Genomic DNA, 11,135 nt, shown 5'->3' with positions numbered 1-11,135 from the left:
GAAGGCGCCGCCGCCATCGCCCCGGCCGCCGCCCGGCTGGCGCGGCTCGAAGGCCTCGAAGCCCACGCCCTGGCGGCCGATTTCCGATTGGAAGTTTAAGATGTTCAACTCACCCTTTTCGTCGCTGAATGCCTCGGGCGCGGGACTGGAATCCCTGCCGCCGTCTCTGGAACCGCTGCGGGAACGCATGGCGGATTTCTACGGCGTAGAGCCCCATCAGTTGATGGTGACCCGCGGCGCATCGCACGCCATGGAAATCCTCATGCGTCGCCTGCGCGTGCACGGCCACGAATTTTTGTGGGCCAATGGCGACCACTATCTGGAAGACCTGTGTTCGGTCTATAATCTGGCCATCCGCAAGCCCCCCGAGACCGGGGCCCTGACCAAGGGCGGCGGCTTCTATCTGGTGCACAACCCGCGCCAGACGGACGGCAAGGCGTGGGATATCCAGGCAGCCCGCACCCTGGCGGTCGATCTGTTTCCGACCCTGCTGGTCATAGACGAAAGCTATTTCGACGCCTGCACGGCGCAAAGCCTGGTCGAACTGGCGGTCAATGAACCCAATGTCGTTGTGCTGAAAAGCCTGTCCTATCTGTTCGGGATGGCCGGCGCGCGCGTCGGAGCGCTGATTTCCAATACCAAGACCTTGCAAGGACTGCTGAAATTTTGCGAGCCGCATCCGCTGCCGACCCCCAGCGTCCGCGCCGCCGAGGCCGCCCTGTCGCCGTCACGCGCCCTCAGCGTTCAGTCGCGGGTTGACCTCATCCGCACCGAGCAGGCACGTCTGCGTGAGGCGCTCAGCCGGTCGAAACATCTCGACAGCTTCGACCTCAATGACGGGCCGTTTATGCTGTTGCGGCCGAAGGCCATGCTGCCGACCCAGACAGCGTTGAAACGGCTTGGGCTGTCCCCGCAGGTCACGCCAACCGGGCTATTGATCGCCCTTGGCGACATCGCCACCAACAACCGCATCCTGCGCGCGCTCGATGTCGCGCCCGCCGACAAGGCGCCGCGCATCGGAGAAATCCTGCGCGACACCAAGGAAACGCGGATATCGGCCCTGGTCAATCTCGACCAGCCCAAGCCGGTCAAGGTCAATACCGGCATCGGTTTCTTCGATCATATGCTGGATCAGGTTGCGACGCACGGCGGCTTCTCGCTGCAACTGGCGTGCGAAGGCGATCTCGAAATCGATGGCCACCACACGGTCGAGGACTGCATGCTGGCCTTCGGTCAGGCATTGAAAATCGCATTGGGCGACCGCGTCGGCATGGCGCGTTTTGGCTTCGTCCTGCCCATGGATGAAACCGAGGCCAAGGTCAGCGTCGATCTCGGCGGACGGCCCTTCTGCGTCTTCAAGGGCGACTTCCAGTCCACGCATATCGGCGACTACCAGACCGAGATGACAGCGCACGCCTTCCGGTCGCTGTCGGAAACCTTGGGCGCGTCGATCCATGTCGAGGTGACGGGCGGCAATGATCACCATAAGACGGAGGCCTGTTTCAAGGCGCTGGGCCGCGCCCTGCGTCAGGCGACACGCATCGAAGGCGACGCCTTGCCGTCGACCAAGGGTATGCTGGCATGATCACCGTCATTGAAATCGGCTGCGCCAATACAGCGTCTGTCCTTTTCGCCCTGGAACGTCTGGGTGCGGATGCGCGCCTGTCATCCGATCCGGCCGAAATCGCGGCGGCATCGAAGGTGGTGCTGCCCGGCGTCGGCGCGGCGGGCTTCGCGATGTCGCGCATACGGGAACTTGGGCTGTACGACGCCATTCGTGGCCTCACTGTGCCGCTTCTGGGCGTCTGCCTGGGCCAGCAACTTCTCTTTGAGGGGTCGCAGGAAGGCGATGTCGAATGCCTGGGCCTGATCCCTGGACAGGTGACGCGCATGGAGGCCAGTCATGATCTGGTCGTGCCGCACATGGGGTGGAACCAGCTTGAGGCGATCCAGGACGATGTCTTGACAAAGGGCGTGAGCGCCGGGGATTTCGCCTATTTCGTCCATAGCTTCGCCTGCCCTGTCAACGCCTTCACCGTGGCGACCACCACCTATGGCCAGCCGTTCGCTGCAATGGTGCGTAAAGGTAATGTCTGGGGCTGCCAGTTCCACCCGGAACGGTCGTCCGTCGTCGGTGCCGACATACTGAAGAATTTCGTCGCCCTGTAATTTTAGGCTTCCCGATCCGGGAGGTGAATTTGAGACTGCTATGATTTTGTACCCTGCCATCGACCTGATCAACGGTGAATGCGTCCGCCTCGCCCAGGGGCGTTTTGACGCCGTGACCAAATACGACTCCGATCCGTTCAAGCGCCTGGCCCTGTTCAATGAAGAATTTGCCCAGTGGGTGCACATTGTCGATCTGGACGGCGCCAAGGCGGGATCGCCTCAGCAGCATGAACTGATCGGGCGGCTGGCTCAGGCCTCGCGCGCCAAGATCCAGACGGGCGGCGGCGTGCGCACGCGCGCCCACGTTCAAACCCTGCTCGACGAAGGCGTATCGGCGGTGGTCGTCGGCTCTGCGGCGGTCAAGAGCCCGGAAGAGGTGCGCGGGTGGCTGCGCGATTTCGGCAAGGACCGCATTACCCTGGCCATCGATGTTTTGCCGACGGCGGACGGCGATTTCGACGCCGCCCTGCATGGCTGGGTCGAAGGATCGGGTATTTCTCTATGGGATGTGCTCGACTATTACCCGTTCGGCACAGCGCAGCGTATACTTGTGACCGATGTATCGCGCGACGGCATGTTGATGGGGCCGAACATGGACCTGATGCGCGCCCTGCGGCAGAAACGTCCGGACCTCGAAATTCAGGCGTCGGGCGGTGTGCGCTCGGTGGAAGATCTCTATGACCTGAAGGCCCTGGGTGTGCATGGCGCTATTGTCGGCAAGGCCATCTATGAGGGCTTGATTGACCTGAAGGCCGCACTCAATGTCGGATAATAACAGCCTCCTGGAAAGCCCCTGTCATGCTGGCTAGACGCATCATCCCCTGTCTCGACGTCAAGGACGGCAAGGTCGTCAAGGGCGTGCAATTCGTCGGTCACGAAATCCTCGGCGACGCCGTCGATATGGCGCTGCGCTATCGCGACGAGGGCGCCGATGAACTGGTGCTCTACGACATCACTGCCTCTTCGGAAGGCCGCACCGTCGATTACAACTGGGTCAGCGAAATCGCCCGCGCGCTCGATATTCCGTTCTGCGTCGCCGGCGGTATCCGGTCGGCCGAACAGGCGGTGAAATGCCTGAACAGCGGCGCTGACAAGGTATCGATCAATTCACCGGCGCTGGAACGGCCCGACCTGATTAACGAACTGGCCGAAATGGCGGGGTCGCAATGCGTGGTGGTCGGCATCGACAGTCGTGAAATGGATGGCGACTACTATGTTCACCAATATTCCGGCGATCCGGACAAGATCCGTCAGGCCGGACGCCGGACGCTGGACTGGGTGGTCGAAGCGCGCGATCGTGGGGCGGGTGAGATCGTCCTGAACTGCATGAACCAGGACGGAGTCCGCAAAGGTTACAACCTTCGCCAGCTTCGCCTGGTGCGCGATCTGCTCGATATTCCGCTGGTCGCCTCCGGTGGCGCCGGCGCGCCCGAGCATTTCACGGAGGTGTTTACGAAAGCGGATGTGTCCGGCGCACTGGCCGCCAGCGTCTTTCATAAGAAAATCATTGCTATCCCTGACCTGAAGCGTGATCTTCAGCGGGCGGGCATCCCTGTTAGACTTTAAGGCTGTCGGAATTTTCGGCCCAATAGTCCGCCGCCCGCTTTGTCCCGTCGGACGTCTGCGCAGCCCCCAATCCATGATGAGATATAAATGCCCGAAGACCACAAACTGCCCAACGCCCTGACCGTCAAGGACATCGACCAGATCGATTTCGCGAAGGAAAATGGCCTGGTCCCGGCGATCGTCCAACATGCCGATACCCTGCAGGTGCTGATGCTGGGCTACATGAACGCCGACGCCCTGAAGGCCACCTTGCAGGGCGGATTGGTGACCTTCTGGTCGCGGTCGAAGAACCGCCTTTGGCGAAAGGGCGAGACCTCCGGCGATACGCTCGAACTGGTCAGCGTAACCACCGACTGTGACGAAGACGCGCTGCTTGTCATGGCGCGCCCGAACGGACCGACCTGCCACACCAAGACGACGTCGTGCTTTGGCATGGAAACGGCGCCGGGCATCGGTTTCCTGGGCCAGCTGGCCGGCGTGGTGCGTGACCGCGCCAAGGAGTCGCCGGCAGACAGCTATACAGCCCGCCTGATGCACAAGGGCATAGCCAAGATCGCGCAGAAGGTCGGCGAAGAAGGGCTGGAAACCGCTTTGGCTGGTCGGGCCGGCGATCTCGATGAACTGCATAACGAAGCCGCCGACCTGTTATACCACCTGGAAGTCCTGCTGATGGCGCGCGAGACCCGGCTCGAAAACGTGCTGGACATCCTGCGCGAACGGCATAAAGGCTGATTTACAGATCACGCATTTTGTGATCAGCTGAACCGCATATATTTCGGGATGTTTAGGCCGTGGCTAAAAACAAATTCCTTGTCGGCGCCAATGCCCTGTTTTCACCTCACGGCCGGATCAACCGTCTTCAATTTTCCCTCAATTTCTGGGTCTGCCAGGTCCTGACCTTTTTGCTGCTGCTTGGCGTCGTCATGCTGGCCGATGTCTTAAGTGACGATCTCATGGCCCATATCGACGGTCCCGTCACCTGGTTGAGCATGGTGCTGATCGTGCTCATCTATTACGCCTGTTTTTGCCTGATGGCGCAACGCCTGCATGACACCGGCCTGACGGCGTGGCTGGCCCTGGTGCTTTTTGCCGGTATCGTTCCCAATCTGATTGCTTTTGTCGGCCGTGACACGATCGACTATGACCCCTTCCTCGCAGACACGCTGAGCCTGGTCGCCGGCCTGGGGAACATGTTGACCCTGTTTATGGGAATCGGCCTGAGTGTATGGCCAGGGAAGACGGGAGACAATAAATACGGGCCTTCGCCCAATACCCAGCCGCAAGCCGATACTCCCCAATCCGATACATAAGACACGTGTAACTCCTGTCTCACTTTGGTTGGATCTGATCGGCGCTCTAAATTTGTTGCCTTTATGCGTTTTAACCTGCTCCAGGGACGTTTCAATGATCGCTTCTCTGTTTTCACCCCGCGGGCGCATCAGTGGTACGCAGTTCCTTGGCTATATCGCCGTCGACATGCTCGCCATGCTGGTGATCGGTTTTGGCCTGGGAACGGTACCGTCGCTCGACGCGCCACTCGTCCTTAGCATCATATGGGCGCTCCAAGCCTGGCCGCTTGCCTGCCTGTTCATCCGGCGTCTGCACGATACGGGATGTTCGGCGGCATGGCTGTGGCTGCTGGTCCCTCAGGCCGCCATGGCGGTCACCTCGCTGGCCATGGGCGGTTACATGCCGGGCGTTATTCTTCTGATCATGAATGCACTCGGTATAGCGGCCAACCTGTTGTGCTGGGCCCTGATCTTTTTTCTGGCTCTGAAAACCGGTCAGGCGGGCGACAATCGCTTTGGTCCCGACCCGCATGGGAAACGTGGCGATTTTGCCGCAAAGGCCGATGAATTCGCCCGCTGAGCCGCGTTTCATTTGCAACAGAGACGCGAATGCATCATGGTTACTTTGCCGCGTTTTTGGCGAGTGCCGTCCGTTCCGTCATCTGTCCGAAAGCCAGCTTCGTGTCCGTGTTGCTCGACATGCTCACAACCTTGATCGCCGCCCTGATTTCGGCGGCCTTTCTGCATTTCGGAGGGGCGCAGGAAGCGACCCCGCGTGACCAGACGAAATTCACCCAAGACGCGTCCGATCAGACTCAGGCCAAGCCGGACAGCACCGCTCAGCCGTCGAAAGCGACCCGCGAGACGGAGTGAAATTCTCCGTCGTCCGACAAAAAGCTTTGCTATAAGCGTAAGTTGGCGATAACTTTCTCCTGCTGGGAGAAAGCCTAGACCTCTCTCACAACTCATGCCGTCTGGCCGTAGAAAACCGGCTTCAGGATACCTGTCGAATGAAACCACGCCGCCCCCCGCTGAATCTGTCCGAGCCGCGTCTTAAAGCCCTGAGCCGCAAGATCGAGGAGTCGTCGGATAAGGAAGACGCGATCGACACATCCGCCGCCCCGGTTGACGATATTCTGGAAGCCCCCCTGACCACGGCCGCCCCCGTCACGGACGTCGCCACGCCCGAGCGCGAACCAGAACCGCAACCCGAAATGACGCCAGAACCGATGCCAGAAGCGAGCCCGAAGGCAGCGCCTGTGGCCGATACCGTCGTGGATACAGCACAGGCTACGGGCGAAGACGTCGTGGCCGAATTGACCCTGCCGCCCGAGCCCACCCCACCCGTCAAGTTCGGCGCCTATAATCCGAAGGCGCGCGACGCCGTCGAAGGCGCGGAAAAAAAGGATCACAAGGCGGGCAAACAGGTTAAAAAGACCGAGGTCAAGGCCGAAAAAATTCAGACGCGCCGGGGCATGTCGCCTGTTCTGTTCTGGGGTCTGACGGCGTTCATCTCGCTTCTGTGGGCCTGCGGTCTCATCGCCTTCTCGCTGGGGGCGCAAAGCGGTTTGACCGCAATGATCTATGAGCCGTTCAAGTTCGTGGTGCTTGTGTGTCTCGGCCTGTTTCCGGCGGGCCTCGTCTTCGCCTCCGCCTATGCGCTGCGCAATGCCGCCGCCCTGTCGCGTCAGGCCCAACGCACCGCCGAACTGGCTGACGCCATGCTGGCACCTGCGTCGGCCGCGGCGTCCCAAACCGGCGAACTGGTCGATTCGCTGCGCGCCCAGGTCGATCACGCCGTCCGGGCCGTGCGTCTGGCCCATGCCGACATCACCGAGCTCTCGGCCCGTCTGAAGGCGGAAACCGACCGCCTGCATGACGCCGCCGGTTTGGCCCGCGCTGCGACTCAAAGCGTTACGCAGTCTTTGCAGGGTGAACGCGAGGCCCTGGTATCACTCAGCGATAGCCTGGGACAGCAGGCGACCGGCATCATCGAAGCCGTCGATCGTCAGGCCCGCATGGTGGCCGACGCTTCCGATCTGGCGCAGGCGCAGTTGCGCGAGGCCGAAGCCAGTCTGGCCGCCAGTACCGGCGCCATGGTCAATGCCGCGGCCGACATTTCCGACGCGGCCAAGACCGCCAGTGAAGATCTGGACCGTCAGACCATCCGTCTGGAGACCGCCGGTTCCGGCGTTTCCGACCAAATTCGCACGGTCGAAGAAAGTCTGTCGCAACAACGCGCCGGCCTTGTTTCCGCTGCCCTGTCCCTGCGCGCCGATCAGGAAGATTTCGCTGTCCACATCGAAAACCAGCGCGCGCAGTTGACCGAAGCCTTGTCAATCACTCGCGTTGCCACCGTCGATCTGGGCGAAACCTCGGCGCGCGGTATCGACGTGCTGCGCGACATCGTCGTGTCGGCCCAGGAACATTTCCGCGCCATCAATGGTGCTGCGGAAAATGAACGCACCGTTTTTGAAACGCGCATCCATGCCACCTTGTCGAACATATCGATGATGGCGGCGGACGCCCGTGACGATCTGGTCGAAGAAACCAAGCGGTCACTGGAACAACTCAACACCGCCGCCATGGAAGCCAAACGCGCCGCCGACCAGGCCGCCCAGACCTCGCAAATGCGCGTCGATCGTCTCAACGAATCGATTTTCGAGGCGAGCAAGAAGGCCGATGAGGTGTTCGATGCCCGCTTCGCGGCCGCCCGCCGCCTGATCGAAGAATCGTCCGACCTCATCGGCGAAGCCGGCGACAAGACGGCGCAAAAACTGGACGCGAGTTTCGAGCATACCCGCGCCACCATCGCCGAGGTGAACAACGCCCTCAACGAGCTTACCAGCGGGGCCGAGCAGCTTCCCGCCATAGCCCAGGCGCGCCTGGTGGAAATACGCAAGAGCGTCGAAGACGGCATCAATGCCATGATGGACGCCGCCCGTCGCGCCGCCCAGGAAACCGAAGCCGTCGATACGGCCTTCCAGGAGCGGGTAAAGCGCAACTACGATATGCTGACCGAAGCCGTGCGGCTGATGGGCGTCATTTCCGGCGACCAGCCCCTGCCGCCGCACGCCCAACCCACCACACCGCCTGCGCCGCGCTATGGTGAGCGCGACCGCAGCGCCTATGCGCGTGAAACCCCGTCCCCGACGCCTGCTCCGGCACCCCAAACCGTCTCTCAGCCCGCGCCTACACCGCGCTTGCGCCTGACACCGCTCAACGCCCAGACCAGCGAGACACGGCCCTCCCCCGGGCCGATTACGCCGCCTGCACCGCCCCCGGCGAAGCCCGCCCGCGCGCCAGCAAATGAAGGCTGGTCCTGGCGCGATCTGCTCAACGGCATGGAAGGCCGCGAAGTCCCCGCGCCGGTGGCCGCCAGCGCCGCGACCATCCAGCCGCCGTCCGATCCCGAGTTCGACAGCCTGGATGACCTCATGGTGGCCGAAGTGAACGCCATGGGGGTTGACGCAACCTCCCTGCTCAGCCGCACGCGGATCGAAGAGACCATCGGCGCCATCATGGCCGAGGACAACGAAGGGGCGCGCATGGTCGTGCGCCGCGTCGCACCCGCTGCCATCCGCCGCCTTAGCCGCCGCCTGTTGTCCGACGCCCAGTTGCGTCAGCAGGCCAATGACTTTGCGACCTTCTATGACCAGCAGATCAACATGGCCCTGATGTCCAAGGATGCAACCAAGGCTTTGAACGAGGTGTTGTCCACCGATTCCGGTCGCGCCTACCTGTTGATCGACGCCGCGATCAGCGACTTGATCTAAACTCAGGTGCCGCATGGCGCGCGCAAACGTGCGCGCCGGGCGGTCGCCCGCTATCAACAGAAATGACCGTTGGTATAATTTTTCGTTTTAACGCACGTTTTAGAAAGCGCTCGCCCCCATGCATCTGTCGGTACGCGAAGACGTCTTTCCGATCGCCGGTCGCTTTACCATCGCGCGCGGTTCCAAGACCGAAGCGCATGTTATCTATGCCGAACTGCGGGACCAGGACAGGACAGGCCACGGGGAAAGCGTACCCTACGCCCGTTATGGCGAAAGCATAGAACAGTCGCTGGCCGATATAGAACGGGTGCGCCCGCGCATTGAGGGCGGCTTGAGTTTCAGCGACCTCCACGACCTCCTGCCGGCGGGCGCGGCCCGCAACGCCATCGACTGCGCGCTATGGGACCTCAATGCCAAGCTGACCGGCATTCCGGCGTGGGAGACGGCCGGTCTGCGGCGGCTGGATCCGCTGAAAACCGCCTATACGCTTAGCCTGGACACGCCCGACGCCATGGGGGCGCAGGCCGCCGCCAATGCGCGCCGCCCCTTGCTCAAGTTGAAGATCGGCGGTCCCGACGACATCGACCGCGTAGAGGCCGTGCGCCGGCACGCCCCGAAGGCACGCCTGATCGTCGATGGCAATGAAGGCCTGTCGTTCGACGATCTCACGCGGCTGGCGCCCGAGTTGAAGGCGCTTGGGGTCCGGTTGATCGAACAGCCGCTGAAGGTATCGGAAGACGAACAACTGCTTGGCTACACATCACCGGTCGCCTTGTGCGCCGACGAAAGCCTGCATACGCGCATGGACCTGGATCTCTGCTCTCGGCTTTACACCTACGTTAATATCAAGCTGGACAAGACCGGCGGGCTGACCGAAGCTTTGGCGCTCAAGGCGGAGGCCCAGGCGGCGGGGCTTGGTATAATGGTCGGCTGCATGGTGGCCACGTCGCTGTCCATGGCACCGGCCATGCTGGTGGCGCAGGGCGCAGATTTCGTCGATCTGGACGGACCTTTGCTCCTGGCCAAGGACCGCGAGCATGGCCTGGAGATCACCGGCTCTATCCTGCATCCCCCGGCGCCGGAACTGTGGGGGTGATCGCCATTAGCCGGTCGCGCTGGCTGTACATCCATAGGGCGCTGAGCAATCCAATACCGGCGACCGTGGCCATGACGCCGTATCCGCGCGCGGCGAACACCTGATAGATTGCGCCGGACGCCAAGGTGCCGATCCCCATCATGACCCCGCTGGCATAGGCGGCATTCATCGTCTGGGCCAGGCCTTCATAGCCTTTCGGCGTCAGGCGGTGAATCAGCTCCAGCCCGGCCAGGTATGTCGCGGCGAACGACAAGGCGTGCAGAGCCTGGAGTGGATATAACACCCATAAAGGCGGCGACATCGCCATGACGCCCCAACGGACGACGGCGAATACGCCCGCCAGCACCAGCATCCGCCACGGCCCCATGCGGCGGCGGATGCCTTCGCCCAGCCACATGAAGGCGACTTCGGCCACCACGCCGACAGCCCAGAGATAGCCACAGGTGCCGGAAGACAGCCCCCGCTCCTTCCAGATGATGGTCGAAAAGGCGTAATAGAAGCTATGTGACGCCTGAAGGCAGCCAACGGCGATCATCAGCCAGAGAAACCCTTCGTCGCGCATGAGGACGCGCAACCTCTGCCAGCCGGTCTGGCGTGGTGTATCGACGTGATGGATATCTGGCCGCACCTGATCGCCCAGAAGATAACGGCCGCCAATGGCCGTCAGGGTGGCCGCGACCACGATCCACACGAGGATGCTGTCCGACGGCAAGACCAGCAAAAGATAGCCCAGGACGATGTTAGCAAAGATAAAGGCAGAGGATCCTACGGCGCGCGGGATGGCGTAGGTGAAGTGTTCCCGCCGCGACAATTGCAGGGTCATGGCATCGATAAGCGGCGACACACTGGCCATGCAGGTATAGCCCAGTGTGAACAGAACGAGATAGGCGGCAAACCGCACGGGCGGCACCAGCGCACCGAGGCTCATCAGGGCATAGAAACAGGCCCCGCTCAAGGCCAGGACGACCAGGGGCGTCCGATACAGACGAAAGCTGTCGGCCCACAAACCGCTGATCGGCCCGGACAGAGCACGCAGCAACAGCGGGACGGCCAGTATGATGCCGATCTGGCCGGCCGACATGCCATGGGTTTTCAACCATAAGGGCATGAACGGCAGGGACGCGCCCGTTCCGGCATACAGCAGGGCGTAGAACACCGCCTGACGGCGCGGCGTGCTCAGCGTTAAGGGGGTTGTGAGCGGGGGCATTTTAAGTCTTAGTAATAAACGACATTTTTTGC

11 protein-coding genes are annotated in these 11,135 nt (G+C 62.0%); 10 read left to right on the top strand and 1 reads right to left on the bottom strand.

Annotated features, from left to right (window positions below):
- The first annotated feature begins 100 nt into the window (after nucleotides 1-100).
- From hisB to dgcA, 10 genes are all read left to right on the top strand, one after another.
- On the top strand, nucleotides 101-1,585 hold the full coding sequence (hisB, locus tag AEAC466_RS35520) for an imidazoleglycerol-phosphate dehydratase HisB (RefSeq protein WP_023458633.1): 1,485 nt from the start codon (nucleotides 101-103) through the stop codon (nucleotides 1,583-1,585).
- Nucleotides 1,582-2,169, top strand: coding sequence for an imidazole glycerol phosphate synthase subunit HisH (gene hisH / locus AEAC466_RS35515; RefSeq protein WP_023458632.1), 588 nt, complete (start codon nucleotides 1,582-1,584; stop codon nucleotides 2,167-2,169). The genes hisB and hisH overlap by 4 nt, the downstream gene beginning before the upstream one ends.
- Nucleotides 2,170-2,209: 40 nt before the next feature.
- Complete coding sequence (hisA, locus tag AEAC466_RS35510) at nucleotides 2,210-2,941, top strand: 1-(5-phosphoribosyl)-5-[(5-phosphoribosylamino)methylideneamino]imidazole-4-carboxamide isomerase (RefSeq protein WP_023458631.1); 732 nt, start codon at nucleotides 2,210-2,212, stop codon at nucleotides 2,939-2,941.
- Between the two features lie 26 nt (nucleotides 2,942-2,967).
- Nucleotides 2,968-3,735 carry an imidazole glycerol phosphate synthase subunit HisF gene (gene hisF, locus AEAC466_RS35505; RefSeq protein ID WP_023458630.1) on the top strand — a complete coding sequence of 256 codons (768 nt, stop codon included), beginning with the start codon at nucleotides 2,968-2,970 and terminating at the stop codon, nucleotides 3,733-3,735.
- Between the two features lie 87 nt (nucleotides 3,736-3,822).
- Entirely contained in the window at nucleotides 3,823-4,467 is a 645-nt protein-coding gene (gene hisIE / locus AEAC466_RS35500; RefSeq protein ID WP_023458629.1) for a bifunctional phosphoribosyl-AMP cyclohydrolase/phosphoribosyl-ATP diphosphatase HisIE, read from the top strand.
- Nucleotides 4,468-4,526: 59 nt separating this feature from the next.
- Nucleotides 4,527-5,045 carry a DUF805 domain-containing protein gene (locus tag AEAC466_RS35495; protein ID WP_023458628.1) on the top strand — a complete coding sequence of 173 codons (519 nt, stop codon included), beginning with the start codon at nucleotides 4,527-4,529 and terminating at the stop codon, nucleotides 5,043-5,045.
- Nucleotides 5,046-5,139: 94 nt separating this feature from the next.
- Entirely contained in the window at nucleotides 5,140-5,604 is a 465-nt protein-coding gene (locus tag AEAC466_RS35490) for a DUF805 domain-containing protein (protein ID WP_023458627.1), read from the top strand.
- Between the two features lie 29 nt (nucleotides 5,605-5,633).
- Complete coding sequence (locus tag AEAC466_RS35485; RefSeq protein ID WP_023458626.1) at nucleotides 5,634-5,897, top strand: hypothetical protein; 264 nt, start codon at nucleotides 5,634-5,636, stop codon at nucleotides 5,895-5,897.
- Nucleotides 5,898-6,034: 137 nt separating this feature from the next.
- The gene (locus AEAC466_RS35480) at nucleotides 6,035-8,800 is read left to right on the top strand and encodes a hypothetical protein (protein ID WP_023458625.1); all 2,766 of its coding nucleotides are present in this window, start codon (nucleotides 6,035-6,037) and stop codon (nucleotides 8,798-8,800) included.
- Nucleotides 8,801-8,918: 118 nt separating this feature from the next.
- Nucleotides 8,919-9,896: an N-acetyl-D-Glu racemase DgcA gene (dgcA, locus tag AEAC466_RS35475; protein WP_023458624.1), complete on the top strand. Its 978-nt coding sequence runs from the start codon at nucleotides 8,919-8,921 to the stop codon at nucleotides 9,894-9,896.
- On the opposite strand, the gene AEAC466_RS35470 is transcribed toward dgcA, so the two are convergent.
- On the bottom strand, nucleotides 9,859-11,103 hold the full coding sequence (locus AEAC466_RS35470; RefSeq protein WP_023458623.1) for an MFS transporter: 1,245 nt from the start codon (nucleotides 11,101-11,103) through the stop codon (nucleotides 9,859-9,861). The two genes, dgcA and AEAC466_RS35470, sit on opposite strands and share 38 nt — an antisense overlap.
- Between the last annotated feature and the right edge of the window lie 32 nt (nucleotides 11,104-11,135).

This window comes from Asticcacaulis sp. AC466, from assembly GCF_000495815.1.
Lineage (GTDB): Bacteria > Pseudomonadota > Alphaproteobacteria > Caulobacterales > Caulobacteraceae > Asticcacaulis.
Note: the sequence above shows the minus strand (reverse complement) of the source record. Positions and strands in the feature narration are given on the sequence as shown.

Bases quoted from the DNA above. Each gene is read 5' to 3' on its own strand.
- AEAC466_RS35480 (WP_023458625.1), top strand. From the start codon at position 6,035: ATGAAACCACGCCGCCCCCCGCTGAATCTGTCCGAGCCGCGTCTTAAA.
- hisF (WP_023458630.1), top strand. From the start codon at position 2,968: ATGCTGGCTAGACGCATCATCCCCTGTCTCGACGTCAAGGACGGCAAG.
- hisA (WP_023458631.1), top strand. From the start codon at position 2,210: ATGATTTTGTACCCTGCCATCGACCTGATCAACGGTGAATGCGTCCGC.
- dgcA (WP_023458624.1), top strand. From the start codon at position 8,919: ATGCATCTGTCGGTACGCGAAGACGTCTTTCCGATCGCCGGTCGCTTT.
- AEAC466_RS35470 (WP_023458623.1), bottom strand. From the start codon at position 11,103: ATGCCCCCGCTCACAACCCCCTTAACGCTGAGCACGCCGCGCCGTCAG.
- AEAC466_RS35485 (WP_023458626.1), top strand. From the start codon at position 5,634: ATGCATCATGGTTACTTTGCCGCGTTTTTGGCGAGTGCCGTCCGTTCC.
- hisH (WP_023458632.1), top strand. From the start codon at position 1,582: ATGATCACCGTCATTGAAATCGGCTGCGCCAATACAGCGTCTGTCCTT.
- hisB (WP_023458633.1), top strand. From the start codon at position 101: ATGTTCAACTCACCCTTTTCGTCGCTGAATGCCTCGGGCGCGGGACTG.
- hisIE (WP_023458629.1), top strand. From the start codon at position 3,823: ATGCCCGAAGACCACAAACTGCCCAACGCCCTGACCGTCAAGGACATC.
- AEAC466_RS35490 (WP_023458627.1), top strand. From the start codon at position 5,140: ATGATCGCTTCTCTGTTTTCACCCCGCGGGCGCATCAGTGGTACGCAG.